The following is a 26,039-nucleotide window of genomic DNA, read 5'->3' as shown; positions in this document are numbered from 1 at the left end:
GCTTTTTCAGCGCTGCGGGCGGCGGATCCGGAAGAGCCGGTGCGCAAGCAGCGGGCTTCCGGCGGGCACGGACGGATGGTCGAACGCACCGGCCACGTCCTCGTGCATGCCGATGCGTTCCATCACCGCGGCCGAACGCAGGTTGCCGAGCGCGGTGAAGGCGACGATTTCGGCGAACCCGAGCCGCTCGAAGCCGACCTGCAGCACGCCGCGTGCGGCCTCGGTCGCGAATCCCTGTCCCCACGCGTGGCGCGCAAACCGCCAGCCGATCTCCACGCACGGTGAAAACGGCAGCGTGGCCAGCGGCACGTTGAGGCCCGTGAAGCCCATGAATTCGCCCTTTGCCTTGTGCTCGACGGCCCAGAAGCCCCAGCCGTTTTCTTCGATGCGCGCCTTGATGCGTTCGATGAGCGCATCGCTGTCGGCGCGCGTGGGCAGCGGGAGCAGGAATTCCATGACCTGAGGGTCGGCTGCCATGGCGGCGAAAGGGGCGAAATCGCTCTCGCGCCACTGGCGCAGGCGAAGGCGGTCGGTGTCGAATTCGATCAGGGGAGCAGACATGCGGCGATTGTGAGCGATCGCATATACATCATGCTGTGATGTAATTGAGGCTGCTCCGAATCTCCCCGACGCGCGCCGACACCCCCGCCATGACTCCTGCTTCCCATCCCCCGCGCGGCGACTTCGCCCTCCATGCCCGCCTGCTGCGCATCACCGCCATGGCCGTGGTCATCGGCGTCATCAGCACCGTGGCCGCGCGCGTGCTGCTCGACCTGATCCGCTTCTTCACCAATCTCTTCTTCTTCCAGACCTTCTCGCTGGCCGAGCGCTCGCCGGCCACGCACACGCTGGGCGCCTGGGTCATCGTGGTGCCGGTGATCGGCGGCCTCATCGTCGGGCTGGTCGCGCGCTACGGCTCCGACAAGATCCGCGGCCACGGCATCCCCGAGGCCATCGAGGCGATCCTGTTCGGCAAGAGCAAGATGTCGCCGAAGGTCGCGGTGCTCAAGCCGCTCTCGTCGGGCATCGTGATCGGCAGCGGCGGGCCGTTCGGTGCCGAGGGGCCGATCATCATGACGGGCGGCGCCATCGGCTCGTTGATCGCGCAGTACTTCCACCTCACCGCCGCCGAGCGCAAGGCGCTGCTGGTGGCGGGCGCCACCGCCGGCATGACAGCCGTGTTCGGCACGCCCGTGGCCGCGGTGCTGCTGGCGGTCGAGCTGCTGCTGTTCGAGCTGCGTCCGCGCAGCCTCTTGCCGGTGGCCGTGGCCTGCGCGGTCGCGGGCTTCACGCGGCCGCTCCTGATGGACGCGGGCCCGCTCTTCCCGCTGCAGACGGCCGTGCCAGGTCCGCTCGCGATGCTCTCCTGCGTGGCCGCCGGCCTCCTGTGCGGCATGCTGTCGGCCTCGCTCTCGATCTCGCTCTACAAGGTGGAAGATTTGTTCGGCAAGCTGCCGATCCACTGGATGTGGTGGCCGGCCATCGGCGGCCTGGCGGTGGGCATCGGCGGCTACTTCGAGCCGCGCGCGCTGGGCGTGGGCTACGACGTCATCGGCGACCTGCTGCACAACCACCTCGCGCTCGGCGTGGTGGCCGCGCTGCTCGCGGTGAAGGCGGTGATCTGGGTCATCTCGCTGGGCTCGGGCACCTCGGGCGGCGTGCTTGCGCCGCTGCTGATGATGGGCGCGGGCCTGGGCGTGGTGCTCTCGCATGTGCTGCCCGGCAACGACCCGATGCTGTGGCCGCTGGTCTGCATGGCGGCCACGCTCGGCGGCGTGATGCGCGCACCGCTCACCGCCACCATCTTCGCCTTCGGGCTCACGCACGACAGCAATGCGCTGCTGCCGCTCCTGACCACCTCCGCCGTGGCCTACGGCTTCACCGTGCTCACGATGCGCCGCTCGATCCTCACCGAGAAGATCGCGCGCCGCGGCTATCACATCTACCGCGAGTACGGCATCGATCCGCTGGAGCGCCACTCGGTCGAGGAAGTGATGACGCGCGAGGTGCGCAGCATCGACGCCGCGCTGCCCGTCGGCGATGCGCTCGCACGCTACTTCGGCGAAGGCCAGGCGCACCGCGCCTACCCGGTGCTGCGCGGCAGCGCGGTGATCGGCATGGCCGACCGCGCGATGCTCGCCGCGTTCAGCGTGGGCACGGTGGGCGACGCCTGCGGCGATGCGGTGCCGGTGTTCGCGCTCGCGGGCGAGAACTGCCGCCTGGTGGCCACGCGCATGGCGCGCCACCGGCTGGAGCGGTTGCCGGTGGTGAAGGATGCGCAGTCGCTCGCGCTCGTCGGCCTCGTGGCGCGCAGCGATCTCATCAAGCCCTCGCTCGCGCACTTCGACGAAGAAGAAAAGCGCGAGCGCTTGCGCGGCCTGCCCTGGCAGGCCGGCTAGCTCAGAACCCCGCCAGCACCACCTTGCCCTGCGCCTTGCCGCTCTCGATGAGCGCATGCGCGCGCTGAAGATTGGCGGCGTTGATGGTGCCGAAGCTCGCGTTCGCCGTCGTGCGGATGCGCCCTGCATCGACCAGCGCCGCCACCTCGGCCAGCAGCTTGCCCTGCTCGGCGATGTCGGGCGTGGTGAAGCGCGAGCGGGTGAACATCATTTCCCAGTGCAGCGAGATGCACTTGGTCTTCAGCGGCATCGCGTCGAGCACCTTCATGTCGTCGATCACCGCGAGCTGGCCCTGGGGCTTGAGGCTCTCGATGATCTGCGCGAAGTGCTGCTCGGTCTGCGTGAGGCTGGCGACCATGTCGACCTCGCCGATGCCGGCGGCCTTGAGCTCTGCGGCCAGCGGCTTCGAATGGTCGATGACCGCGTGCGCGCCGAGCGCAAGGCACCACTCGCGCGTTTCGGGGCGCGAGGCGGTGGCGATCACGCGCAGCTGCGTGAGCTGGCGCGCGAGCTGGATGAGGATCGAGCCCACGCCGCCCGCACCGCCGGTGATCAGGAGCGTCTGGCCCGCGCCGCCGCCCTTGGGCACCTGCAGGCGGTCGAACAGCAGTTCGTAGGCGGTGATGGTGGTCAGCGGCAGCGCGGCGGCCTGCGCGTCGTCCAGGCTCTTCGGCGCGATGGCGGCAATGCGCTCGTCCACCGCATGCAGTTCCGAATTGGCACCGGGGCGAATGATCGAGCCCGCGTAGTACACGCGGTCGCCGACCTTGAAGCTCTGCACCTCGCTGCCGATGGCCTCGACGGTGCCGACCGCATCCCAGCCCAGCACCTTGGCCTGGCCGGCTTCGGGCGCGGCGTTCTTGCGGACCTTGGTGTCGACCGGGTTGACCGACACCGCCTTCACGCGCACCAGCAGGTCGCGCGCGCCGGGTACGGGCGCGGGCAGTTCGATGTCCTGCAGCGATTCGGCGTTGTCGATGGGAAGGGGCTGGTAGTAACCGATGGCTTTCATGGCGGATGACCTTTCTGAAACGATGCCTGAACTGTAGGATGGCAACGGCCATTTGATAAGTAGGCCGCTAACAGCAACACTTTCAAATGAAGATTGAAAATACCTCCGACCTGCAGGTGCTCGTGCAAACGGCGCGCGGCGGCACGCTCACGGCCGCGGCCCATGCGCTGGGCATCACGCCGGCGGCGGCCAGCGCCACGCTCAAGCGGCTGGAAACGCAGCTCGGCGCGCGCCTGTTCGAGCGCTCCACGCGCGCGATGCGCCTCACGCCGCAGGGCCAGACGCTGCTTGACTACGCGGTGCGGGCCTTCGAACTTCTGGCCGAAGGCGAGTCGCTGGTCACGGCCGATCGCGGCGAGCTCGTGGGCACGCTGCGCGTGGCCGCGCCCTCGGACCTCACGCGCAGCACGCTGCTGCCGTGGTTCGACGAATTCCTCGCGCTGCACACCGGCGTGCAGCTCTCGCTGTCGGTCGGCGACCGGCCGCTGGACGTGATGCGCGACGAGGTCGACGTGGCGCTGCGCTACGGCGCGCTGGCCGATTCGCGGCTGGTGGCGCGGCCCTTTGCGATGACGAATCCGCTGCTGACCGCCTCGCCCGAGTACCTGCGCCGCCATCCGGCGCCGAAGACGCCGCAGGACCTGGCGCACCACAACTGCCTGATCTTCAACCGTGGCGGACGGCGGCACCGCATCTGGCGCTTCGCGCAGAACGGGCAGTGGACCGAGGTTCGGGTGAACGGCAACCGCAGCGTGGACGACGCCTCGCTTGCGCGCGAGTGGGCGGTGGCGGGATATGGCATCACGCTGAAGTCGGCGCTCGATGTGCGGGACGACATTCGCAGCGGGCGGCTGGTGCATCTCATGACGGACTGGCAGACGGAGCCTTATCCGTTGCATGCGTTGCTTCCTAGCGGGCGGTTTGTGCCGGCGCGGGTACGGGCGGTTGTTGAATTTCTTGCGATGAAGTTTGAGGGGTTGGAGGCTGGGTTTTGAACGCGTCCTTTGATTGACGCTGCTGGCCGGGTCTCGCCCCGGCGGGCGAGCTACTTTCTTTTGCTTCGCCAAAAGAAAGTAGCCAAAGAAAAGGCGACCCCGCTGTCTGCGACCCTTCGCTTCGCTGCGGGCAACCTGCGGTGCTCGCGTTTCGCGGGGTCTCGCAGAACTCGCCTTCGGCTCAAACAGCTGCGAGCCCTGATCCGCGAAACGCTGCGCTCCTCGGCGCAGCCAGAGGGGCTTTGGAGACCGACGGGCCATCGCTGCGCTCGGCCTCTTTTTTGGTCGGGCCTTTGCTTCGCTCGGCTTGGGATTTGCTCCCTCTCCCCTTGGGGAGAGGGTTGGGGTGAGGGCGGCTGCGCGACGTGCGCCGGGCCTTCCTCAGATCAACGGCGTGACCGCACCGTCCATCGCGACGGTGGCGCCCGTCACATAGCTCGCCCTCGGCGATGCGAGGAACACGACCGTGTTGGCGATTTCCTCGGGCGTCGCGATGCGCCCGAGCGGCAGGCGTGCGGTGGCGCGCTTCAGCGCCTCGTCGGTGTCGATGCCCTGCAGCTTCGCGTCGGCCTTCATGCCTTCCTGCAGGCGCGCGGTCAGCGTGAGGCCGGGGTTCACGGCGTTCACGCGCACGCCCTTGGCCGCGTAGGCGGCGGCCATGCCGGCGCTCACCAGCATCAGCGCCGCATTGGCCGCGCCGCCGGCCATGTGCACGGGGCTGGCGACCTTGCCGCCCTGGCCGATCACGTTGACGATCGCGCCGCGGCCGCGCTCGCCCATGCGCTTGACCACCGGGTCGATCATGTGGATGTAGGTGAAGTACTTGGCGTCCATCGCGTCGTGCCACGCGGTGGGGGTCAGGTCGTCGGGCGGGGTGCGGCGCGCGGCGCCGGCGGAGTTGACGAGCACGTCGACCGGCCCGAAGGCCTTCTCGGCCGCATCGAGGGCGGCCACGGCGCCGGCCGGGTCCTTGAGGTCCGCGGCATGCACCGAGACCCTGTCTTCTGCCCCGGCGAACGCCTCGGCCAGCGCCTTGCGCCCTTGCTCCAGGTTCTGCAGGTCGCGCGAGACGAGGCTCACGCGCGCGCCTTCGCGCAGGAAGCCCAGCGCGCAGGCCAGGCCGATGCCCTTGCTGCCGCCGGTGATGAGAACGTGCTGGTCCTGGAGCTGGAGATCCATGAAAGTCCTTGAAGGGGTTGGAAACGATTCGCCGGCGGCGATTGAAGCACCGCGGCGAAACCCCTGCACGGACGTGGCTGTCCGTTCCCTCGTACTCGCGGGTCAGCGCGCTGCGCTGGCGCGGCGCTGCGGCATCTCGGGTTCCAGCGCGCCGGGGGCGGTATCGACCGCGTCGCGCAGCTGGCCGTGGTGGTCGTGGTGCGCGAGCAACTGGCGCGTGCGTTGCCAGGCCGACAGGCGCGAAGGCGGCACCTCGATGTAGGAAGCCAGCGCGAACAGCGACGACTGTTCCTGGTCGGGCGAGGCTTCGCGTTCCTGCTGGCGCAGGCGCAGCGGCGCCATCATCAGCATCGCGCCCAGGATCGCGCCGATCACCACGGCGTATAGGGCCAGCAGGTGCAGCACCTCGGGCTGCGAGCGCGCACCCAGCACGTAGGGCCATGCATACCAGACAGCGCAGAACCAGATGGCAACGGTCACTGCCGGCCGCAAGACGCGCAGCCACAGGTACATGGCCAGCGTGCGTGTCGGCGAGCGGCTGTTGCCATAGGCACGCAGCGGCATGCGCGCGGCGTCGATGATGGGCGCCTCGTCGGTCGGCTGGCCCCACGACCGGCTTCGTGTCGGGGGCGGCGCGTCGGCATAGGCCTCGGCTTGAAGATGGATGGCATGGGCATTGGATTCACGGGGCATCGGAGACTCCTCGGTCAGGGCTCGTCCACACCGCGCGTTTACCGCGTCGGCGTATCAGAGCTTTGGGAAGGGCGATGACGGTGGCCGCCATCGTGATGGTCCAGAAAGCGATCGGATACCAGATCGTTCCGGCGAAATAGCGCAGCAGGTCCTTGTCGTAGCGGCGGTCGATCCACAGGCTCACGAGCATCTGGAGGATGCAGGTCATGGCCAGCAGCGTGCCCTGCCAGTGCGGCAGCAGTGCCGAATGCCAGGGCGAGTCCTGCGGCAGGAAAGGCCGTGCCAGGCCGATCGCCAGCACCAGCGCCATCGCATAGGCCCAGACCACGCTGACCATGTACTCGGCATACACCAGCCACATGCGCCAATGGCGCGGGCGCAGGATGCGCGGCGTGTAGCGCAGCATGGTCTGGATGCCGCCCACGGCCCAGCGCAGGCGCTGCTTCCACAGGCCGCGCAATGTCTCGGGCATGAGGATCCAGCACAGCGCGCGCGGCTCGAAGCGCAACTTCCAGCCGCCCAGCTGGAGCTTCCAGCTCATGTCGATGTCCTCGGTGAGCACGTCGGGGCTCCAGAAGCCCACGTCGATCACCGCCCGGCGGCGGAACATCGCAAGCACGCCCGAGACGGTGAAGAGCGTGCCCACCAGCTGCTGCGAGCGCTTGATGAGCCCGATGATCGAGGAGAACTCGCCCACCTGCATGCGCCCGAGCAGCGTGGTGCGCGTGCGGATGCGCGGATTGCCGGTCACCGCGCCGATGCGCTCGGAGCTGAGCATCGGCTGCAGCATCCAGGCGATGGCGTTCTCGTCCACCAGCGCATCGCCGTCGATGCCCAGGATGTACTCGCCGCGCGCGAGCTGGCAGGCGGTGTTCAGCCCCACGGCCTTGCCCTGGTTGCTGGCGTTGTGGATCACGCGCAGCCGGCTGTATTCCGTGGTCATCGCGTCCAGCAGTTCGCCGGTGCCGTCGGTGCTGCCGTCGTTCACCGCGATCACTTCGTAGTGCGGATAGCGCGTGCGCATCAGCTGCTCGATCACCTCGCGCAGGTGCGGCGCCTCGTTGAAGCAGGGCACCACCACCGTCACCAGCGGATGGAAGGGGAGTGTCGGCAGCGGGTCGAGGTCCGCGGGATCGCCGCGCTCGAACACCCAGGCGTGGGAGAGCCCGCCGGCCATCCACACATAGGCCATGAAGAACGGGTAGTAGAAGACGAAGCCGAACAGCAGCGGCGGCAGGTTCTGCGAGAGGGCCTGGAGCGTGGTCATGGCGAGCCGGTTCCTTCTGCCGCCGAAGGCGACGGGATGACCTGGCGCACGGGGCGCGACAGCAGGGTTCGGACCGAGATGGCGCGGCGCACCACGTCCAGCGAGGGTTGGTTGTTCAAGAAGTCGTCGGGGTAGTAGCCCAGGTGGCGGATGCCCGCGCGCTGGAGCAGCGTCCACTGGCGCGCGAGCTCTTCATCGGGCACCGGATTGCCGGTGCGCCAGTCGCGTGCCTGCAGTTCGAACACCGTGCCGTCCAGGCCGCGCGGCGTGTCGGCCGCGCGGCGGGCCAGCCGTGCGAGCCATGCATCGCTCTGTGCAGGATTCTTGGCTTCGCGCTCCATGCGCGGCATGGCCATGAGCCCCACGTAGTCGTAGGCGGCGAGCGCGTTCTCGTAGTTCTGCGCGAACCACTGTTCGGCCGCGGGTTCCAGCACCGGGCGCGCATACAGGTTGCGCGCGGTCTCCAGGCCCGGCCGCCACACGCCCACGCGTGCCGCGAGTTCCTGCGTGAATTCGGTCAGGTAGCGTGTCTTGGCGGTGGTCCAGCGTGCCATCAGCGCCGGGTCGGCGCGGATGGCGGCCACGTCGGGCGGCAGGCCCCAGCGCGCGTACGCAGCGAGCGCGGCGGGGCTCGCGTCCTCGTCGTCCGAGAGCATCGCGTCGTCGTGGAACAGCAGGCCCTCGAAGAAGGCGTGGCGGCCGAGGTCTTCGTACAGGTCGCCCACCAGCGTGCGCACCGCGGGGTCGAAGGGCGAGAGGCGGTGGTAGCGATCGGGCGGCGTGGTGCCGTCCTGTGTGCGCACGGTGTGCGCGGCGAGCGGGTTCGAGGCCGGCAGGCGAAAGGCCATCACCGGCATCCAGGCGTAGACCTTCACCCCGGCGCGGCTGCGCAGCTGCCAGGCCGCGCGGGCGAACAGGTCGGCGCGCATCGGCAGGTGGCGGTTGGGAAAGTACAGCGCGTCGGCCACGCCGTCGCCGTCCGGGTCCGCATAGGCCTGCAGGAACACCGAGCGCGGGCGCACTGCGGCCACGCGCTCCACCAGCGCCGAGAGGTTGCGCTCCTGCTGGGCCGGGTCGGGGTCGTAGACGTAGTCCAGGTCCACGTGCATCACGCGGTTGATCGGTCGCGCCTCGCCGCCGACCGGGCTGCGAAGGAGGCGCGCGTAATCGGGTGCCTCGTTGTCGTAGGCCGCGAGCGCGCGGCGGATGCGCGAGAGCGGCACCGCCGCCGTGTTCGGCCCGTCGTCCAGCGTGAGGGTGACGGGCATGCCGGCGCGCTCGGCGGCCTTGAGCGCCGCATCGTTGTACGCCCCGTAGGGCCACACCATCGCGCGCACCTTGGCGCCGGTGCGCGCTTCGATGATCTCGCGGCTGCGGCGCAGGTCGGCCTCGACGCGCCGGGTGTAGGCGGCGTCGTCCTCGTAGCGGCCGGTGGCCGCGTCGTAGCGGTGCGTGGTCGCGGCGGGAAGCATGTTGCCCTGCGGGTTGGCCGGAATGCCGGTGTGCATCGCATTGCTGTGGCTCGCGAGTTCGACCAGGCCCGAGCGCGCCATCTCGGCCGCTTCGCTCCAACGCAGGAACTCGTCCCGCTGCGCGGGCTTGTCGCCCCAGTGCACGAGGCTGCCCTCGGGCACCTCGAGCCAGCTGGACACCAGCGCCAGCACGGCGGGGTACCGGTAGCGCTGCAGCAGCGGGAACACCTTGGTGTAGGCGCTGCGATAGCCGTCGTCGAAGGTCAGCAGCACCGGCTTGGCGGGCAGCGGCGTGCGGCCGGCGCGTGCATCGACGATCTGCTGCAGGCTGACCGGGTGGTAGCCGCTGTACTGCAGCCAGGCGAACACTTCGGCGAGCGAGCGTTCGTCCACGGCGGTCTCGTCGGGCGAGGTCTCGAAGCTGGCGCGCACGTTGGCGCGCACGTCGTGAAAGGAGAGCACGCGAAAGCTCACGCCGTCGTCGGTGTCGGCGGGCGGCAGCGGTTGCGCCAGGGCCGGCAGCGCGAGCGCCACCAGCAGCCAGAGCATGGCCGCGCGCAAAAAGGAGAGGGGTTTCATCGGCGGCATCACTGCAGGGGCATCGAAAGGTTCAGGAAGACGCCGCGCTGTCGTTCGCGCACGCCGTCGTAGGGATGGCTGGAGAAGCTCACGCCGTAGCGCAGCGTCATGCGCGGGCCGAGGTTCCAGCGGTGCTCGTAGCGCACGCTCCAGAGCGGGCCGGTGCCGAAGCCCGCCTGCCGGTAGCCGCCGCCGCTCACTTCGACCGCCTGGAAGAACTGGCGCTCGTCGCTCTTCCAGTTGAGCCATTGCGCGCGCACCGCGAGCTGCGCGCTCGCGTCGCTGGACGGGCTGAAATACGCCACGTCCTGCGTGCGGCTGCGGCTCGCGTCCACGCCCAGCCGCGTCTCCAGCTGGAAGCGCGGCGTACTGATCCAGCGCTCCTGCCAGGTGAAGTCCAGGCCGCGGCGCAGGTTGCCGTCGCTGAAGTCCATTTGCTTCCACCCGAGGTCGAAGCGGCGCGATTCGTTCACCACGTAGCCGACGCTCGCACCGGCCTCGCGCGCGCCGACGCCGGTGGCCTTGGCCTTCCAGGGCAATTCCTTGCTGTCGCCGTCGTAGGTGGCCGAGAGGCGCCAGGCGTCGCCCGCGCGGTAGTCCACGCGGCCGGCCACGCTGGTGCGGTAGGGCCCGCCGTTGCTGCGCTGCAGCGCGCCTTCGGCCAGCCAGCGGCCGCTTTCCCAGCGCAGGCCCAGGCCCGCGCGTGCGCGGTTCGCATCGCCGATGGACGTGTCGCCACGGCCCAGCGACTGGTCGTAGAAGACGCGCCACTGGTCGTCGATGAGACCCGAGCTGAGCCGGCTGTCGACGCGCCATTCGCGGTTCGCGAGGGCGCCGCCTCCGGTCGATGCGCCTGCTTCGACCTCCAGTTGCGGGCCGGTGATGGCGCGGCGCTTGCGCGCGAGGTTGCGCACCTCGGCGTCGTCGCCCGCATCGGCCTCGAGCGATTCGGCGCGCTGCCGGGCTTGTGCGAATTCGCCCGCGTCCATCAGCGCTTCGACATGGCCGGCGCGCGCGCTGATGTCGAACGGGGCGTCGGCCGCCTGCGCCTCGAAGCGCGCGACGGCGGCCTCGGGGTGTTCGCGCAGCCGTTCGGTGAGTCCCGCGCCGTAGGCGTAGCCGGGGTTCAGCGGGGCTTCGCCGGTCAGCGTCGAAAAGCGCTGCTGGGCGAGCGCGGGGTTGTCGCCATAGAGCGCCAGCAGCCCGCGCATTCCGTTCACGTCGGTGTACTGGCTGTTGGGCCGGCGCGCTTCCGGTGCGAGCCGCAGGTAGGCGGGCGTGGCTTCCTCGATGCGCTTGAGCAGGGCCTCGGCGTCTTCGAAACGGCCGGTGTCCTGGTAGGCGTAGACCAGCCCGAAATGGCTCTCGGCGGGCATCTGCAATGTGGGGCCGGCCTTGGCGATGGCGGCTTCGTACAGCGGCACCGCATCGACCGAGCGGCGCTCCTGCGCGAAGGCGCGGGCGGCGGCTGAAAGGCCGTAGGGCGGCAGTTCCGTGCCGGCGGCGTGGAGCGTGCCGTAGAGCGCGATGGCCTCGGCGGGACGCCCGCGCTCGACCAGCGCGAGCAGGCGGTCGGACAAGAGGCGAACGCGCACGGCGTGCCACTGCGGCGCATCGGCGGGCGGCGCGGCAGCGGCGGCTGTGTCGAGCCGGCTCAGCGCAGTCTCCTGGTCGACCAGCACGCGGTCCAGCGCGACCACGCGCGAGGGCCCGAGCCGTTCGTCGCGCTCCTTGATCGCCCAGCGCAGCCGCTGCCCGAGCGCCCGCTGTTGCAGCGTGGACAGCGCGAGGGCCGAAAAGGAACCGGGTTTCGCGCGTTCGGCCGCCTCGGCGTCTTCGAATGCGGTCGACTCGGCGCCGCTGTCGGCCAGCAGGAAGTCGGTTTCCCGGCGCAGGTCGGACCGGTCGGGCCCGAGCGTGCTGGCTTCGGCGTAGGCGGACATCGCCTGCAGCGTGTCGCCGCCCGCCCGTGCCAAGGCTCCGCGCAGCTCCAGGAGCGCGAGCCGGTCGGCTGTTTCGGTCGGCGCGGGTTGCGCGAGTTCGCGGTACAGCGCCTGTGCTGCGGGGATGTCGCCGCTGTCAAGACGCCAGAAGGCCTCGTGGATCCGCGGTTCTCGCGCTGCAGGTTGCCTTGCGCGCCACGCGGCGACAGTTTCGCCCTGCAATATGAGGTCTTTGGTACGTCGTGCCGCCACGGCCAGCGGACCCAGGGCGTAGTCGCGCAACTGGCCCGGCGGAAACTGCCGGCCCAGCGCCACGGCTTCGGCGAACTGGCCGTCGTCAACGGCAACGGCGATCGCATCGGAGGCCACCCGCTGGCGGGCGGCATCTGCGAGCGTGGCCGCGGCGAGCCAGTCCTTCAGCTGCCGCAGCGCCTGCGCGGACGTGAGGCGGCCGGCGCGGCGCTCGGCGATCAGCGCGTCGTGGCGCTGCGGGTCGTAGGCCGACGTGCCGCGCTCGGCGGCGGGCTGATTCGTGACAACGGATTGCGCCTGTGCCTGGGACATGCCCAGGGCCAGTACGCAAAGAATCGGTGGCAAGCCCCGCGCAACGGCTGCGAGGTGTAGCGACAACGAACGGACCAGCGCAGTTTTGCGCCCAGCCGTGACCGTGCCCCCATCTTTTTGGTGGATCGACACTCTGCTCCCTTGAACATCACCCGGTGCGCAGCCTCTTGTGCCGTCACAACGGAGAACTTGCAGCCTGTTAGCAAACGTAGCTGAAAGTTCTTAAAAAATGACTCTAGGGGATGTTGTTAACAAATCGGAGAAACTGACAAAACATAACTAATGACTGTGAACTGGATCGCAGTTTCGCGATTGACTTCAGGCAAGTTGTATGCAGGTGCAACTTGGGGACGGCAACGCGCCCGCCTAAGATCGTGAAATGAACGCCCCATCGTCCCCGTCGCTACCCCTTCCCCGGTTCTGGTCCCAGCTCACCACGCGCGATTTCGCCTCGCTCGACGCAGCTGCCACCGTCGCGGTGCTGCCGCTGGGCGCGACCGAGCAGCACGGCCCGCACCTGCCGCTGGGCGTGGACACGGTGCTGGCCGACGGCATCGTGAGCGCATCGCTGTCGCTGCTGGCGGCGGATCTGCCGGTGCTGTTCCTTCCGACCCAGCAGATCGGCCTCAGCCCCGAGCACGCACGCTTTGCCGGCACGCTCACGCTCTCGGCCGAGACCCTGATCCGCATGTGGAACGAAATCGGCGCGGGCGTGGCGCGCGCCGGCGTGAAGAAGCTGGTGCTCTTCAATGCGCACGGCGGCCATGTGGGGGCGATGGACATCGTGGCGCGCGAGCTGCGCGCGGCCCACGGCCTCATCGTCTACAGCGTGAGCTGGTTCAACCTGCCGCTGGGCGAGGCGAACGCGCAGTTCGGTGCGAAGGAGCACCGCTTCGGCGTGCACGCGGGCGAGGTCGAGACCTCGATGATGCTGGCGCTCACGCCGCAGCTCGTGCGCATGGGCGAGGCGAAGGATTTCCGCTCGACCTCCGAGCAGCGCGCCGCCGACTACGCGATCCTGGGCAACGGCAAGAGCGCCAAGCTCGGCTGGGCCATGGAGGACTACAACGCGCAGGGCGCAGCCGGCAATGCGGCCGCGGCGACGGCGGCGAAGGGGCAGGCGGTGGTCGATGCGGCCGCGCAGCAACTCGCGTTGCTGCTGGCGGAGGTGTCGCGCCTGCCGCTGGCGACGGCCAACACCCAGCCGCTGCCCTGACCAGCCTTCAGGGAGAAGTGCGCGAAAGCACCCCGGCGAACATGTCGGAATCGACATTGCCGCCGCTCACGCTGATGCCCACCGTCTTGCCGCGCCAGCGCTCCTGCTGCTGAAGCGCGCCCGCGAGCGCCGCGGCGCCCGCGCCCTCGGCCACGTTGTGCGTGTCGGAAAAGAGGATGCGCATCGCCTCGGCCACCTCGTCGTCGGTGACGGCGATCACGTCGTCGGCTTCGCGCAGCACCACCTCGACCGATTCGGGCACCGGCACGCGGCAGGCCATGCCGTCGGCCAGCCGCGTGCTGACCGGCGACTCGACGGGCTTGCCCGCGCGGAAGGAGTCGCGGTACGCCGTGGCATGCGCCGACACCACGCCGATGATTTTTGTGGCCACGCCGCAATGCGCGCGCGCCACGGCCGCGCCGGCGAATCCGGAGCCCAGGCCGATGGGCACGAACAGCACGTCGGGCGGCGCGTCCTCGAATGCGCTGAAGAACTCGACATACGCGGTCGATACACCGCGCACGAGTTCGCGATGGAACGAGGGCACGCGATGCAGCGCGTCGCGCTCGGCCAGCAGGGCCGCGTGCTCCGACGCCGCCTGGAAATCGTCGCCATGCTCCACCAGCGTGACGCCGAGCGCGCGCATCGCGGCGTTCTTTTCCTGCGAGTTGCCGTGCGGCACGACGATGGTCGCGTCCAGCCCATGCCGCCGCGCCGCGAAGCCGAGCGACTGGCCGTGGTTGCCGCGCGTGGCGCTGATCACATGGCGCACTTCGGGGTGCTCGCGCGCGAGCGTCTCGAAGTAGGTGAGGCCGCCGCGGATCTTGAAGGCGCCGACCGGCGTGTGGTTCTCGTGCTTGGCCCAGAGGGTTGCGCCCAGGCGCTGCGACAGCAGCGGCCAGCTGTATTGCGGGGTCGGCGGCATCGCCGCATGCACGGTGCGCTGCGCGGCTTCGATCTCCTGGCGGGTGAATTTCACTGGCGTCCTTTTTTTATTGCTTACTTGCGTTCGGTGAGGGCGACCCGCACCGCCAGCGCGGCCAGCACGCTGCCCATCACGTAGCGCTGCGCGCGCAGCCAGCCGGCGCTTTGCGACAGCACCGCGGTGATGCTCGCGGCGCCGAAGATCACCGCCGTGTTGACCGCCGCGCTCGACGCCATCTGCGCCATGCCCAGCTGCATGCTCTGCAGCAGCACCGAGCCGCGCTCGGGGTGGATGAACTGCGGAAAGAACGACAGGTAGAACATCGCCACCTTCGGGTTCAGCAGGTTCGTGAGAAAGCCCATGCGGAACAGCTTGCCCGGCGGATCGGCCGGCAGCGCCCGCGCCTCGAAGGGCGCATTGCCGCCGGGTCGCACCGCCTGCCATGCGAGCCACAGCAGGTAGGCGGCGCCCGCGATGCGGATCGCATCGAACGCGAGCGGCACCGCCAGCAGCAGCGCGGTGAGCCCGAGCGCCGCGGCGAACAGGTGCACCAGAAAAGCCATCAGCACGCCGCCCAGCGAGATCATTCCCGCGCGGCGGCCCTGGATCAGCGTGCGCGAGACGCAATAGATCATGTTCGGCCCCGGCGTGAGCGCCAGCAGCAGCGAGGCGAGGGCGAACCAGGCGATTTCGGTGAGGGTCAGCATGCTCAGAGTCCCTTGGATTCGAGGGTGACGGGGCCGCGCGGCGTGTCGAACACCGCGACGAGGTTGGGCGGACCGGCGTCCACCTTCAGCGCGCCCATGCCGATGGCCGAGAGCGCGCCCGACAGGGCCGGTGCGCGCGGGTGTGCGGCGCGCAGCGAACGCAGCACGAGGCCCGATGCAGGCATGGCGTCGGTCGGGTGCACCGGCCCCCACTGGATCAGCGTCGGCAGCGCGCCGTAGAAGAGCCGCTGGCCGTCGTCGCGCACCGTGATCTGCCATTCGAGCCGCCCGGCCGGCGTGTCGCGCGAGGCTTCGAGCAACTGGCCCCGGTCGATGTGCGCGTGCTCCTCGTGGGCCAGCGCGCGCGTTGCGGCGACGGCATCGGGCACGCGCGCGACGAAGTGGATCAGGTGCGGCCCGTGCTGCGCGAGGCCGGCCTGCAGCGCGGCGTCGTCCAGGTCGAACCAGCGGCGCGTGCCGGAGCGCGAGGGCTGCTTGCCGGGCTCGATCGCGATGATCTCCGCGTAGGCACGCGGAAACGCATCGCCCGCCACGTTCAGCAGGCGGTTGTGCGTGCCCATGAGCGGATGTGTGCCGCCGGGGCCGGGCGTGACGCCCAGCGTTGCTTCGCACCACGCCACGCCCTCGTCCAGCGAAGTGGCGGCGATCACCAGGTGGTCGACTTCAGCGTGCATGGCAGTTCCTGTTTCAGAGCGTGACGTTGCCGTCCACGCAGGTCACGGCATCGCCGCCGACCCAGATCTTTCCTTCGCCGTCGCGCTCGATGTACACGCGGCCCGCGCGGCCCAGGCACTGGCCTTGCGCGGCCAGGTAGCGCTCTGGCATGTGGCCGTCGGCGATCAGCCATTCGGCCAGGCTCGCGTTCAGGCTGCCGGTGACCGGGTCTTCCTGCACGCCGATCGGCTCGGCGAAGGCGCGCACTTCCAGGTCGATCTTCGCGCCGTCTTCGTTCGGCGTGGCGGGCCGGTTGCCGAAAGCGCGCGCCTCGCGGTTGGAGCGGCCGATGAGCAGCGAGGTGTCGTGCGCCGCGGGCACGCCCGCCACGCCGGCCTTCACGCCCAGTTCCTTCAGCGCGCGGTGGTCGGGCTGCAGCGCCAGAACGGCGTCGGCATCGTTGAGCAAGATACCGAACCAGACCGGGCCGTTGTCCAGCACCTGCGCCGCGACCACCTGCTGCGCCTTCAGGCCCAGCGCGCCGGCCACCTTGGCCAGCAGCGCGGGACTCGGGGCGCTGCGCTTGAGCGGTGGCGCGGCGAAAGCCAGGCGATCGCCGTCGCGCCGCAGCGGAACGAGGCCGGCGCCGCATTGCTGCACCACGCGGCCCGCGACCTTGGGCTTGCCGCCCGCCTCGAGCCATGCATGGCAGGTGCCGATGGTCGGATGCCCGGCAAAGGGCAGCTCGCCGCCGGGCGTGAAGATGCGCACGCGGTAGTCGGCCGTCGGTTCGGTCGGCGGCAGGAGGAAGGTGGTCTCGGACAGGTTGGTCCACTGCGCGAAACGCTGCATGGCGGCGTCGTCCAGGTCCTGGCCATCGATCACCACGGCCAGCGGATTGCCGAAGTAGGCGGTGGCGGTGAAGACGTCGACTTGCTTGAAGGGGCGGGATTTCATCGGATTCAAACGGTTCAGGTCAGAGGGCAATGTCAGTCAAGGAGACACCGTGGAACCGGCTCCGCCGGGCCACTGGTGTCGCCCCCTGCGAGGGGGTTGGCGAAGCGACACGAAGTGCGCGAAGACTGGGGGTCATTCCAGTCCCAGGTCGAGCACGCCGCGGGCGCCCGGGCGGGAGAGGAGGTCGGCGTACCAGCGTTCCACGTTCGGCCAGCTCGGCCGCCGGTATTCGGTGGCGGGCAGACCGAACCAGCGGTGCGCTTCGCAGCCGACGGGGATGTCGGCCATCGTGAAGCGGTCGCCGCCCATGTAGGCGCGCTGGGCAAGGTGCGCATCGAGCATGGCGAAGAGGGCTTCGCTCTCGCGCACCGAGGCGTCGATGAGCGCGGGCTGGCGCTCGGCGGGCGGCGTGCGGACCCACTGCACGAACGCGTCGCGGCTCGCGCGGTTGAGCGTGGTCTGCTGCCAGTCCATCCAGCGCTCGGCGTCGAAGCGCGCGGGCAGCTCGCTCGGATAGAAGGTGCCGTGCGAATGCTTCGCGCAGAGGTAGCGCACGATCACGTTCGACTCCCAGAGCGTCACGCGCTCGGCGCCTTCGCCGTCGTCGATGGTCGGCACCATCGCATTCGGATTGAGCGCGAGGTATTCGGGCGTCTGCACCACGCCGAACTTGCCGCCGGCCTCGGTGCGCTGGAAATCGAGCCCGAGTTCCTGCGCGCACCACACCACCTTGCGGACGTTGATCGAGCTGATGCGGCCCCAGATATTGAGCATGGTGTTCAGTGTCCTTGTGCGGAAAGTGCAGCCCCTGGTGCGGCGGGTCGGTCGAGCATCAGCAGGCGGATGGCCAGGCCGATCATCACCAGCGCGAGCAGCGTGCGCTGGAATCTTTCGGCGCCGGGCCGGCGCTGCAGCCATCGCCCGACCTGCCCGCTGCAGGCGCCCAGCAGCGTGTTGAAGGCGAGCGCGGCCACCGACAGCACGATGCCCAGTTGCACCAGCTGCAGCGGCACGCTGCCGCGCGACGGATCGACGAACTGCGGCAGGAACACCATGAAGAACAGCAGCGCCTTCGGATTGACGAGGTTGTTCAGGAGCGCCATGCGCACGATGCGCCCGAAGCCGGCCGGCTGCGCCTGCGCATCCATGCGAAGGCCGCCATGGCGCAGCGCCTGCACCGCAAGCCACACCAGGTACAGCGCGCCTGCATAGCGCAGCAGGTCGAACGACGGCGGCCACGCGGCCACCAGCGCGGTGACGCCGGTCGCCGCGAAGAGCGTGTGCACCAGGTCGGCGGCCGAGATGCCGATCGCCGCGGCGAACCCGCCGCGCGGACCGTGCGCCACGCCGTGCGAAAGCACGAAGGCCATGTTCGGGCCGGGCGAGAGGAACAGCGCCAGCACGGCGAGCAGGAAGAGCGAGAGCGTCGCGATGCCGATCATCGTCCCCGCCCCCTCACACCGATGCGGGCGCGAGCTTGTGCTCGCCGAGCAGCGCCAGTTCTTCGCGCAGCGTGAGCGCGAGGGCGGCGATGGCGGTGTCGATCTCTTCCACGCTGGCCGTCACGAACGACAGGCGCAGCGTGCGCGGATCGCCCAGGCCCGCATAGAACGGCGCGCCGGGCACGAAGGCCACGTTGCGCTCGACCGCCTTGGGCAGCAGCTTCACGGTGTCGATGCCCTCGGGCAGGCGCGCCCACAGGAACATGCCGCCCTTGGGCGCGTTGAACTTCACATCCAGGCCGGCCATCTCCCGGGTGAGCGCCGCCATCATCGCGTCGCGCTGGCGCTTGTAGAGCGCGCGAATGGTGGGCACGTGGCGGTCGAGGAAGCCGTCCTTCATCACGGCCGACACCATGCGCTGCGTGAAGATCGGCGTGTGCAGGTCGACGGCCTGCTTGGCCTGCAGGAGCTTCGGGTAGATGGCCTTGGGTGCCACCAGGAAGCCCAGGCGCAAGCCGGGCGCCAGCACCTTGGAGAACGAGCCCAGGTAGATGCAGCCTTCGGGGTTGCGCGCCGTCAGCGGCAGCGGCGGCGCTTCGTCGAACCAGAGTTCGCCGTAGGGGTTGTCTTCGATGATCGGGAGGCCCGCTTCGGCGGCGGCGGCCGAGACGGCGGCGCGGCGCTCTTCGGTCATGGTGCGGCCGGTGGGGTTCTGGAAGTTGGGCAGCAGGTAGACGAAGCGCGCGTCCTTCGCCTTGGCCACGAGGTCGTCGACGATCACGCCGTCTTCGTCGCTCGCCACGCTCATCGGATTCGGCTCCATCGGGCCGAAGGCCTGCAGCGCGCCGAGGTAGGTGGGCGTCTCCACCAGCACCTTGCTGCCCGGATCGATCAGCACCTTGGCCACGAGGTCCAGGCCCTGCTGCGAGCCGGTGGTGATGAGCACCTGCGCGGGATCGACGGTCCACGGCAGCATGTCGGCCACGGCCTGGCGAAGCGGCGCGTAGCCTTCGCTCGCGGCGTACTGCAGCGCGGCCTGGCCGTCGTTGTGCAGCACCTCGGCGCAGGCGTCGGCGAAGGCCTGGATCGGGAAGGTCTTGGGCGAGGGCAGGCCGCCGGCCAGGCTGATGATGCCGGGGCGTTCGGTGACCTTGAGGATTTCGCGCAGCACCGACGGGTTCATCTTGGCGGCGCGGGCGGCGAGTTTCCAGTTCATGGCGTTTCTTCTTTCAGGCGGGGTGAGGTGAGATTCGATGGCAGGTCGCCGAGGGATGCAACCAGGATTTTGTTGCAGGCGGCGTGAAGGGGCGTGGTCATCGGCTTCTTCCGGCCGCGCCCGTGGGGAGCGGCGCTGCGGCGAGTGCGGCCGGCGGCTGCGAGAGACGCTTGCCGATGACCACGGTGGCGACCACGGCAATGGCGAAGCCCAGCGTCACCACGTCGAGCGGTTCGCCCAGGATCGGGATCGACGCGAGGATCGACAAAAAGGGTTGCAACAACTGCGTCTGGCTCACGCGCAGCGCGCCGCCGAGGGCGAGGCCCCGGTACCAGGCGAAGAAGCCGATCCACATCGAGAACATGCCGACGTAAACGAAGCCCAGCCACGACGTCGTGGCGATGGGCTGCGTCGGCCACAGCGCCAGCGTGGCCGGCAGCGTGAAGGGCAGCGCCATCACACAGACCCAGCAGATCACGCGCTCGGCGCCCAGCGAAGGCGTGATCTGCGCGCCGTAGATGTAGCCGAAGGAGGCGGCGATGACCGCGCCCACCAGCAGCAGGTCGGCCCATTCGAAGCCGAAGCCATGGCCGCTCTGGCTTGCGCGCAGCACCGAGAACACCACCACCAGCAGGCTGCCCGCGATGGCGCAGAGCCAGAAACCCAGGCGCGCGCGCTGGTGCAGCACCCAGGCCGCAACGGCGGCCGTCACCAGCGGCAGCAGCGCCGTCACCACCGCCGCGTGGCTGGCCGTGACCACGCGCAGCGCATAGGCCAGCAGCAGCGGAAAGCCGATGCAGTTGCCCAGCACCGCGATGCCCAGCGGCTTCCACTGGTGTGCGGCCGGCCGCGGGGAGCGCGTGACCAGCAGGAAGATGGCCGAGAGCACACCCGCCAGCGCCGCGCGCCCGAGCGTGACGAACCAGGGCGAGAGCTGCGGTGCGTCTTGCGAGCCGGTGGCCAGCCGTGTCATCGGCAGCGTGATGGCGAACATGGCGACGCCGATCACGCCGAGCCACATGCCCAGCGTTTCGTCCTTGATGTCGAGCTTCTTGCTCATTGCGCAGCCTCCGCGCTGCGCACTGCGGCATTCGCCTTGGGAGCGGCCCGGCGGCTCATACGCTCACCATCCACCACGCCGTGAGCACCAGCACCAGGCCCATCGCACGGTTGAACCACAGGAGGCGCTTGCCCCTGGCGAGCCAGTCGCGCAGCAGCGCGCCGACCAGCGCATAGGCGAAGTTGCTGGTGAAGGCATAGAACAGCATCACCGGCGCGACGATGGCAAAGCGCGAGAGCGCATCGGGCTGGCCGGCGATCCATCCGGCCACCAGCGTGAGCGCCAGGAGCCACGCCTTGATGTTGACGAACTGCAGCATCACGCCCTGGCCGAAACCGACGTTGAGCCTGGCGCCATCGGCCTTGCCCAGCGTGCCGCTGCCGCTGAGCTTCCAGGCCAGCCACAGCAGGTAGCCGATGCCCAGCGCCTTGATCGCCAGGCGCAGCGGCGGCACCGCCACCACCAGCGCGCCGAGGCCGGCCGCGCAGATCGCCAGCAGCAGCGTCCAGCCGATCGGCACCGCGACCACGAAGCGCATCGCGCGCGGCAGGCCGCCGTTGGCCGCCAGGGCGGTGGAAAGCGTGGTGTTGGGACCGGGCGAAAAACTCATCGCCGTGGCCAGCACCAGCAGCGCGGTGAATTCTTGCCAGTTCATGACACAGACTCTAAACTTGTGACCATTACAGTTCCAGTACAGATAACCGGACAAACAGGTCATCTGTATTGGTGAAGCCATCGACACAGCATGCTGACACGAACCTCCACCCAGTCGTTGACCGGCCAGCTGGCCGACCGCTTGGCCGAGCGCATCCGCACCCGGCTGCTGCCGCCCGGCGCCCGGTTGCCCTCGGTGCGCGAGTGCGCGCGGCAACAGGGCGTGAGCCCGTACACCGTGGTCGCCGCGTACGACCAGCTGCTCGCGCAGGGGCTCGTCGAAGCCCGCAGGCAGCGCGGCTTCTACGTGCGCGATTCGGCGCAGGTGCAGGAAGGCCGTTCGGGCAAGACCTCCGACGCCGTCGGCGTGGGCGACATGCCGGCGGCCATGGCCGTTCAGATGATGGCCTCGCGCGTACCGGCCGACGCGAGCTCGCTGATCCGCAGCATGTTCCACCGCCCGAGCGACAAGCCGCAGCCGGGCATGGGCGTCTTCCCGCCGGACTGGATGACGTCGACCTTCATCCCCACGGCGGTGCGGCGCATGACCGGTACAGCCGTGCTGCAGGAGCTGTCGCTCCAGTACGGCGAGCCCTCGGGCGACATGAGCCTGCGCCGCAGCCTCTCGCAAAAGCTCGTGGGCATCAACGTGCCTGCCGCGCCCGACCAGATCATCACCACCATCGGCGCCACCCATGCGCTGGACATCGTGAGCCGCACGCTGCTGCGCCCGGGCGACCCGGTGATGGTCGAGGAGCCGGGCTGGGCGCTCGAATTCGCGCGGCTGGAGGCGCTGGGCATGCGCATCCTGCCCGTGCCGCGCCGCGCCGACGGGCCCGACCTGGAAGTGATGGCGCAGTACTGCGCGCTGCACAAGCCCAAGCTCTTCGTGAGCGTGAGCGTGCTGCACAACCCGACGGGCTACAGCCTCACGCCCGGGAGCGCCCACCGGGTGCTCAAGCTCGCGAACGAGCACGACTTCCACATCGTCGAGGACGATACGTACAGCCACCTCGCGCCCGAGCACGCCACGCGGCTGAGCGCGCTCGACGGGCTGCAGCGCACCGTCTATGTGAGCGGTTTCGCCAAGATCATCGCGCCCAACTGGCGCATCGGCTTCCTGGCCGCATCGCCCGCGCTGAAGGAGCGGCTGCTGGAAACCAAGCTGCTGGCCACGCTGACCTCGCCCACCCTCTTCGAGCGGGCGTTGTCGTGGTGCATCGACCAGGGCCAGCTGCGCCGGCACGCGGATCGCATACGCATCCGGCTCGACGGTGCGCGCGGGCGGTCGGTGAAGCTCGCGATGTCGCACGGATGCACCTTCGCCTCGGAGCCGGCGGGGCTCTTCGGCTGGGTCGATACGGGCGTCGACACCGACGCGCTCACCCAGCGCATGCTCGACCAGGGCTACCTGCTCGCGCCGGGCTCGCTGTTCCATGCGCGCCGGCCGCCCAGCACCATGATGCGGATCAATTTCGCGACCTCGCAGGATGCGACTTTCTGGAAGGTCTTCAGCAAGGTCAGAAGCGAGCTTTGAGGCCGGACGCCGGAGGCTTGGAGTAAGCTGGCAGCACAAGAAAACCCAGCCTGGAGACCTCCCGCATGACCAACGCCAGCCAACCCTTCAACTTCAGCCAGTTCGTCCCCGGATTCGACTTCCTGAAGAACCTGGCCGGGGGCGCCGCCGCAGGCGCCGGTGCCGCATCGTCGGTGCCGGGCATCCCGAGCCTGGCGAGCTGGGTGGCGCCCACGCTGAGCGTGGAAGAGGTCGACAAACGCATCCAGGAACTTAAGACCGTGCAGTACTGGCTCGAGCAGAACGGCCATGCGCTCAAGGCCACGATCCAGGCGCTCGAGGTGCAGAAGATGACGCTCTCGACCCTGCGCGGCATGAACGTGCGGATGGAGGACCTGGCGAGCGCGTTCACCAAGCAGGCCGCGGCCGTCGCTCCGGCGCCGGCGCCAACGCCTTTCGCAGCCGCGGCGCCCGAACCCGAGCCGGCCGAGGAAGAAGACGAAGCCGAGATCGAGAAAGAAGAAGCACCCGCTCCGAAGAAAAAGCCGCGCAGCAAGGCGGCTGCCGCTGCAGACGGCGCCGGCGTGGTCGATCCGATGCAGTGGTGGGGCTCGCTGACCGAGCAGTTCCAGCAGATCGCCAGCTCGGCGCTGCAGGACGCGGCCCAGCTCAAGGTCCCCGCCATGGCCCAGCCGCTGGCCGACGCGGTCGGCAAGGCGATGGGCAAGACGGCCGCCGCAAAAAAGCCGGCAGCCAAGACCGCGGCACGAAAGGCGACAACGCCCGCCGCGAAGAAAAAGACGTCGACCGCCGCCCGCAAGCGAACCACCGGCCGCCGCTGACGTCCTACACATTCCACTTTTGAAGAGAACGGGTTGGCACGCATCATGAAGTTGTTTCCCTCCGGCCATGCCACCCACCCGCAATGGCGCATGGCGGCCGGCCTCGTGCTGGCCCAGCTGCGCGCGCAGATGGCCCTGCCCGACTACGCGTCGTCACCGACGCTCGGGCTGCTCTACATCACCGACCACTACGCGGCCGAGGCGCAGGAGATCCTCGATCACCTGGGCGCCGAGCTGCCCGAGGTGACCGACTGGTCGGGCACCGTGGGCATCGGTGTCTCGGCCAACAACGCCGAATATTTCGACGAGCCCGGCATGAGCCTCATGCTCTGCGCGCTGCCCAGCGACCAGTACCGCGTGTTCTCGGGCGTCGCGCCGCTGAGCAATTCGGAGATGAGCGGGTTCGAAGCGCACACCGCGCTCGTCCACGCCGACCCCGCGACGCCCGACCTCACCGAGCTGATCGGCGAGATGGCCGGCCGCGTCGACACCGGCTACCTCTTCGGCGGGCTCTCGTCGGGCCGTGCTGGCGCGCTGCAGTTCGCGGTGGGCGGCAACGGCAACATCCGCGGGCACGGCGCCGCGGGCGGCGTGTTCTCGGGCGGCCTCTCGGGCGTGGTGTTCGGCGAGGGCGTGCGCCTGGTCTCGCGCGTCACGCAGGGCTGCCAGCCGCTGCGCTCGGGCGTGCGCGAACGCGAGATCACCGAGGCCGACGGCAACCTCCTGCTCAAGCTGGACGGCGAGCCCGCGCTCGACGTGCTGCTGGCCGACCTGCAGGTGTCGCTCGACCGCCCGCAGGAGGCCATCGACGCCGTGCGCAACACGCTGGTCGGCCTGGCCGATGCGGGCAGCGACGGCGTGCGCCGCACCGGCGACCTGGGCGCCGACGTGCTGGTGCGCCACATCATCGGCCTGGACCCGACGCGCCGCGGCATCGCGATCGCCGACGTGGCCGAGGCCGGCATGCGGCTGACCTTCTGCCGGCGCAACGCGCAGGCGGCGCGGGCCGACCTGATGCGCATCTGCGCCGAGATTCGCGAAGAGCTGGAGCCCGAAGAACAGACGCTGGCCACCGCCCGCGCCGTGGCCGCCGGCGAAGCCGAGGCGGCGCCGCACCCCGCGCGCCGCATTTCGGGAGCGGTGTACGTGAGCTGCTCCGGGCGCGGCGGTCCGCACTTCGGCGCACCGGGCGCCGAACTGCAGATCGTGCGCCACGCGCTGGGCGACGTGCCGCTGGTCGGCTTCTTCGCCGCGGGCGAAATCGCCCGGCATCACCTGTATGGGTACACCGGCGTGCTGACGGTGTTCACCAGCAAGGACTGAGACGGTGTGAACGAATCCGCCGTACCCGCTCATCGCGCCAAGGCACGCCCGCTCCGGCACGCCGAAATCATTCGCACCTTCTGACGGGCCGCGATCAGGCCGGCTGCAGCACGCGCGGCTGCGGCGCCGGCATGCCGGTGAACGCGAAGTCCACCTCGGGCGCAAGCCCGCTCACGATCCGCGCGATCGACTTGCCCGAGCCGCAGGCGTGCGTCCATCCGAGCGTGCCGTGGCCGGTGTTCAGGTACAGGTTCGGCAGCTTCGTCTTGCCGATAATCGGCACGTTGCTCGGCGTTGCGGGCCGCAGGCCCGTCCAGAACTGGGCCTGCGTGGTGTCGCCCGCGCCGGGGAACAGTTCCTCGACGCGCCGCACGATGGCCTCGCAGCGCACGCGGTTCAGGTCGCGGTCGTAGCCGTTGAGCTCGGCCGTGCCGGCGATGCGCAGGCGGTCGCCCGATTCCGACGTGTAGCGCGAAAACACGAGCTTGAACTCGTCGTCGGTCAGCGAGACCTGGTGCGCCTTCGAGGCGTCCTTGACGGGCAGCGTCACCGAATAGCCCTTGGCCGGATAGATCGGCAGGCGGATGCCCAGCGGCGCCGCATACAGCGGGCTGAGCGATCCCATCGCCAGCACAAAGGCATCGCCGCGGATGCGCTGGAAGCGGCCTTCGTTGTCGGTGGCCTCGACGTGGTCGATGCTGCCGCCGGCTTCGCGCAGCGCGGTCACCGTGTGGTTCATGAGGAACTTCACGCCGGCCGCGGCCGCGAGGCCCACGAGTTCGCGCGCGAATCGATTCGCGTCGCCCGATTCGTCCTCGGCCGTGTAGGTGGCGCCGGCCAGCTGGGGGCGGATGTGGGCGAGGGCGGGCTCGATCTTCACCGCCTCGTCGGCCGAGATCACCAGCCGCTCGCAGCCGAGGGCGCGCATCTGCTCGGCGGGTGCCAGGGCGCCGTCGAACTCCTTTTGCGTCGTATAGAAATGCAGGATGCCCTGCGTGCGCTGGTCGTAGGCGAGGCCCGTGTCGCGGCGCAATTGCTGCAGCGTGTCGCGGCTGTAGGTGCCCAGGCGCACGATCTGCTCGATGTTGTGCCTGGTGCGCGCCGGGGTGCATTCGCGCAGGAACTGCAGGCCCCAGAGCCACTGGCGCATGTCGGCACGGATGCGAAAGAGCAGGGGGGCGTCTTCCTTGCCGAGCCACTGCAGCACCTTGAGCGGCGCACTGGGGTTGGCCCAGGGCTCGGCGTGGCTCACCGAGATCTGCCCGCCGTTGGCGAAGCTGGTTTCGGCGGCCGGGGTGGCCTGCCGGTCGATCACGGTCACTTCGTGGCCGAGTTGCTGGAGGTAATAAGCCGAAGTCACGCCGAGCAGGCCGGCGCCAAGAACGATCACGCGCATTGCAAAT

General features: G+C 69.6%; 23 protein-coding genes. 6 read left to right on the top strand and 17 right to left on the bottom strand.

Annotation, left to right across the window (positions count from 1 at the left end; genetic code table 11):
• Positions 1-6 precede the first annotated feature (6 nt).
• The gene (locus tag RT97_RS18865; RefSeq protein ID WP_042580334.1) at positions 7-561 is read right to left on the bottom strand and encodes a GNAT family N-acetyltransferase; all 555 of its coding nucleotides are present in this window, start codon (positions 559-561) and stop codon (positions 7-9) included.
• Positions 562-650: 89 nt separating this feature from the next.
• Here RT97_RS18865 and RT97_RS18860 point away from each other — a divergent pair, with 89 nt between their 5' ends.
• A complete protein-coding gene (locus RT97_RS18860) occupies positions 651-2,399 on the top strand; it encodes a chloride channel protein (protein WP_042580333.1) in 1,749 nt (582 codons plus the stop codon).
• 1 nt (position 2,400) lies between these two features.
• Here the strand turns inward: RT97_RS18860 and RT97_RS18855 are convergent, their stop codons facing one another.
• Positions 2,401-3,411, bottom strand: coding sequence for a zinc-binding alcohol dehydrogenase family protein (locus tag RT97_RS18855; RefSeq protein WP_042580332.1), 1,011 nt, complete (start codon positions 3,409-3,411; stop codon positions 2,401-2,403).
• Positions 3,412-3,497: 86 nt separating this feature from the next.
• On the opposite strand from RT97_RS18855, the gene RT97_RS18850 reads away from it, so the two are divergent.
• Complete coding sequence (locus RT97_RS18850) at positions 3,498-4,406, top strand: LysR family transcriptional regulator (RefSeq protein ID WP_042580331.1); 909 nt, start codon at positions 3,498-3,500, stop codon at positions 4,404-4,406.
• 381 nt (positions 4,407-4,787) lie between these two features.
• Here RT97_RS18850 and RT97_RS18845 read toward each other — a convergent pair whose 3' ends face one another.
• From RT97_RS18845 to pgaA, 5 genes are all read right to left on the bottom strand, one after another.
• On the bottom strand, positions 4,788-5,585 hold the full coding sequence (locus tag RT97_RS18845) for an SDR family oxidoreductase (protein ID WP_042580330.1): 798 nt from the start codon (positions 5,583-5,585) through the stop codon (positions 4,788-4,790).
• A gap of 102 nt (positions 5,586-5,687) precedes the next feature.
• On the bottom strand, positions 5,688-6,278 hold the full coding sequence (gene pgaD, locus RT97_RS18840) for a poly-beta-1,6-N-acetyl-D-glucosamine biosynthesis protein PgaD (protein WP_042580329.1): 591 nt from the start codon (positions 6,276-6,278) through the stop codon (positions 5,688-5,690).
• On the bottom strand, positions 6,268-7,545 hold the full coding sequence (gene pgaC, locus RT97_RS18835) for a poly-beta-1,6-N-acetyl-D-glucosamine synthase (protein ID WP_042580328.1): 1,278 nt from the start codon (positions 7,543-7,545) through the stop codon (positions 6,268-6,270). The genes pgaD and pgaC overlap by 11 nt, the downstream gene beginning before the upstream one ends.
• The gene (pgaB, locus tag RT97_RS18830; protein ID WP_253278266.1) at positions 7,542-9,596 is read right to left on the bottom strand and encodes a poly-beta-1,6-N-acetyl-D-glucosamine N-deacetylase PgaB; all 2,055 of its coding nucleotides are present in this window, start codon (positions 9,594-9,596) and stop codon (positions 7,542-7,544) included. The genes pgaC and pgaB overlap by 4 nt, the downstream gene beginning before the upstream one ends.
• 8 nt (positions 9,597-9,604) lie before the next feature.
• A complete protein-coding gene (pgaA, locus tag RT97_RS18825) occupies positions 9,605-12,103 on the bottom strand; it encodes a poly-beta-1,6 N-acetyl-D-glucosamine export porin PgaA (RefSeq protein WP_042580327.1) in 2,499 nt (832 codons plus the stop codon).
• 379 nt (positions 12,104-12,482) lie between these two features.
• On the opposite strand from pgaA, the gene RT97_RS18820 reads away from it, so the two are divergent.
• Entirely contained in the window at positions 12,483-13,319 is an 837-nt protein-coding gene (locus tag RT97_RS18820) for a creatininase family protein (protein ID WP_042580326.1), read from the top strand.
• 7 nt (positions 13,320-13,326) lie between these two features.
• On the opposite strand, the gene RT97_RS18815 is transcribed toward RT97_RS18820, so the two are convergent.
• From RT97_RS18815 to RT97_RS18775, 9 genes are all read right to left on the bottom strand, one after another.
• Positions 13,327-14,298, bottom strand: coding sequence for a threonine dehydratase (locus RT97_RS18815; RefSeq protein ID WP_042580325.1), 972 nt, complete (start codon positions 14,296-14,298; stop codon positions 13,327-13,329).
• A 20-nt stretch (positions 14,299-14,318) separates the two neighbouring features.
• Entirely contained in the window at positions 14,319-14,951 is a 633-nt protein-coding gene (locus RT97_RS18810; protein WP_042580324.1) for a LysE family translocator, read from the bottom strand.
• Positions 14,952-14,953: 2 nt separating this feature from the next.
• Entirely contained in the window at positions 14,954-15,646 is a 693-nt protein-coding gene (locus tag RT97_RS18805; RefSeq protein WP_042580323.1) for a VOC family protein, read from the bottom strand.
• 13 nt (positions 15,647-15,659) lie between these two features.
• Entirely contained in the window at positions 15,660-16,583 is a 924-nt protein-coding gene (locus tag RT97_RS18800; RefSeq protein WP_042580322.1) for a PhzF family phenazine biosynthesis protein, read from the bottom strand.
• A 132-nt stretch (positions 16,584-16,715) separates the two neighbouring features.
• Positions 16,716-17,357, bottom strand: coding sequence for a glutathione S-transferase family protein (locus tag RT97_RS18795; RefSeq protein WP_042580321.1), 642 nt, complete (start codon positions 17,355-17,357; stop codon positions 16,716-16,718).
• Between the two features lie 5 nt (positions 17,358-17,362).
• Positions 17,363-18,025, bottom strand: a complete 663-nt coding sequence (locus RT97_RS18790; protein WP_042580320.1) for a LysE family translocator — start codon at positions 18,023-18,025, stop codon at positions 17,363-17,365.
• A 13-nt stretch (positions 18,026-18,038) separates the two neighbouring features.
• Positions 18,039-19,241: a PLP-dependent aminotransferase family protein gene (locus RT97_RS18785; protein ID WP_155403842.1), complete on the bottom strand. Its 1,203-nt coding sequence runs from the start codon at positions 19,239-19,241 to the stop codon at positions 18,039-18,041.
• Between the two features lie 97 nt (positions 19,242-19,338).
• The gene (locus tag RT97_RS18780) at positions 19,339-20,301 is read right to left on the bottom strand and encodes a DMT family transporter (protein ID WP_042580319.1); all 963 of its coding nucleotides are present in this window, start codon (positions 20,299-20,301) and stop codon (positions 19,339-19,341) included.
• Positions 20,302-20,356: 55 nt separating this feature from the next.
• Positions 20,357-20,956: a LysE family translocator gene (locus RT97_RS18775; protein WP_042580318.1), complete on the bottom strand. Its 600-nt coding sequence runs from the start codon at positions 20,954-20,956 to the stop codon at positions 20,357-20,359.
• Positions 20,957-21,046: 90 nt separating this feature from the next.
• On the opposite strand from RT97_RS18775, the gene RT97_RS18770 reads away from it, so the two are divergent.
• From RT97_RS18770 to RT97_RS18760, 3 genes are all read left to right on the top strand, one after another.
• Positions 21,047-22,492 (top strand): PLP-dependent aminotransferase family protein, encoded by a 1,446-nt coding sequence (locus RT97_RS18770; protein ID WP_042580317.1) that lies wholly within the window; start codon positions 21,047-21,049, stop codon positions 22,490-22,492.
• Between the two features lie 65 nt (positions 22,493-22,557).
• On the top strand, positions 22,558-23,313 hold the full coding sequence (locus RT97_RS18765; RefSeq protein ID WP_042580316.1) for a PhaM family polyhydroxyalkanoate granule multifunctional regulatory protein: 756 nt from the start codon (positions 22,558-22,560) through the stop codon (positions 23,311-23,313).
• Between the two features lie 45 nt (positions 23,314-23,358).
• Positions 23,359-24,636 carry an FIST signal transduction protein gene (locus RT97_RS18760; protein WP_042580367.1) on the top strand — a complete coding sequence of 426 codons (1,278 nt, stop codon included), beginning with the start codon at positions 23,359-23,361 and terminating at the stop codon, positions 24,634-24,636.
• Between the two features lie 94 nt (positions 24,637-24,730).
• Here the strand turns inward: RT97_RS18760 and RT97_RS18755 are convergent, their stop codons facing one another.
• A complete protein-coding gene (locus RT97_RS18755) occupies positions 24,731-26,032 on the bottom strand; it encodes a D-amino acid dehydrogenase (protein ID WP_042580315.1) in 1,302 nt (433 codons plus the stop codon).
• Positions 26,033-26,039 lie beyond the last annotated feature (7 nt).

The sequence above is a fragment of the Variovorax paradoxus genome (assembly GCF_000834655.1).
Classification (GTDB): domain Bacteria; phylum Pseudomonadota; class Gammaproteobacteria; order Burkholderiales; family Burkholderiaceae_C; genus Variovorax; species Variovorax paradoxus_F.
The sequence above is the reverse complement of the archived record's forward strand: the minus strand, read 5'-3'. Positions and strand labels throughout refer to the sequence as shown.

Bases quoted from the DNA above. Each gene is read 5' to 3' on its own strand.
- RT97_RS18805 (WP_042580323.1), bottom strand. From the start codon at position 15,646: ATGCACGCTGAAGTCGACCACCTGGTGATCGCCGCCACTTCGCTGGAC.
- RT97_RS18810 (WP_042580324.1), bottom strand. From the start codon at position 14,951: ATGCTGACCCTCACCGAAATCGCCTGGTTCGCCCTCGCCTCGCTGCTG.
- RT97_RS18770 (WP_042580317.1), top strand. From the start codon at position 21,047: ATGCTGACACGAACCTCCACCCAGTCGTTGACCGGCCAGCTGGCCGAC.
- RT97_RS18755 (WP_042580315.1), bottom strand. From the start codon at position 26,032: ATGCGCGTGATCGTTCTTGGCGCCGGCCTGCTCGGCGTGACTTCGGCT.
- pgaB (WP_253278266.1), bottom strand. From the start codon at position 9,596: ATGAAACCCCTCTCCTTTTTGCGCGCGGCCATGCTCTGGCTGCTGGTG.
- RT97_RS18775 (WP_042580318.1), bottom strand. From the start codon at position 20,956: ATGAACTGGCAAGAATTCACCGCGCTGCTGGTGCTGGCCACGGCGATG.
- RT97_RS18850 (WP_042580331.1), top strand. From the start codon at position 3,498: ATGAAGATTGAAAATACCTCCGACCTGCAGGTGCTCGTGCAAACGGCG.
- RT97_RS18765 (WP_042580316.1), top strand. From the start codon at position 22,558: ATGACCAACGCCAGCCAACCCTTCAACTTCAGCCAGTTCGTCCCCGGA.
- pgaC (WP_042580328.1), bottom strand. From the start codon at position 7,545: ATGACCACGCTCCAGGCCCTCTCGCAGAACCTGCCGCCGCTGCTGTTC.
- pgaA (WP_042580327.1), bottom strand. From the start codon at position 12,103: ATGTCCCAGGCACAGGCGCAATCCGTTGTCACGAATCAGCCCGCCGCC.
- RT97_RS18760 (WP_042580367.1), top strand. From the start codon at position 23,359: ATGAAGTTGTTTCCCTCCGGCCATGCCACCCACCCGCAATGGCGCATG.
- pgaD (WP_042580329.1), bottom strand. From the start codon at position 6,278: ATGCCCCGTGAATCCAATGCCCATGCCATCCATCTTCAAGCCGAGGCC.
- RT97_RS18855 (WP_042580332.1), bottom strand. From the start codon at position 3,411: ATGAAAGCCATCGGTTACTACCAGCCCCTTCCCATCGACAACGCCGAA.
- RT97_RS18860 (WP_042580333.1), top strand. From the start codon at position 651: ATGACTCCTGCTTCCCATCCCCCGCGCGGCGACTTCGCCCTCCATGCC.
- RT97_RS18800 (WP_042580322.1), bottom strand. From the start codon at position 16,583: ATGAAATCCCGCCCCTTCAAGCAAGTCGACGTCTTCACCGCCACCGCC.
- RT97_RS18785 (WP_155403842.1), bottom strand. From the start codon at position 19,241: ATGAACTGGAAACTCGCCGCCCGCGCCGCCAAGATGAACCCGTCGGTG.
- RT97_RS18780 (WP_042580319.1), bottom strand. From the start codon at position 20,301: ATGAGCAAGAAGCTCGACATCAAGGACGAAACGCTGGGCATGTGGCTC.
- RT97_RS18865 (WP_042580334.1), bottom strand. From the start codon at position 561: ATGTCTGCTCCCCTGATCGAATTCGACACCGACCGCCTTCGCCTGCGC.
- RT97_RS18820 (WP_042580326.1), top strand. From the start codon at position 12,483: ATGAACGCCCCATCGTCCCCGTCGCTACCCCTTCCCCGGTTCTGGTCC.
- RT97_RS18845 (WP_042580330.1), bottom strand. From the start codon at position 5,585: ATGGATCTCCAGCTCCAGGACCAGCACGTTCTCATCACCGGCGGCAGC.
- RT97_RS18790 (WP_042580320.1), bottom strand. From the start codon at position 18,025: ATGATCGGCATCGCGACGCTCTCGCTCTTCCTGCTCGCCGTGCTGGCG.
- RT97_RS18795 (WP_042580321.1), bottom strand. From the start codon at position 17,357: ATGCTCAATATCTGGGGCCGCATCAGCTCGATCAACGTCCGCAAGGTG.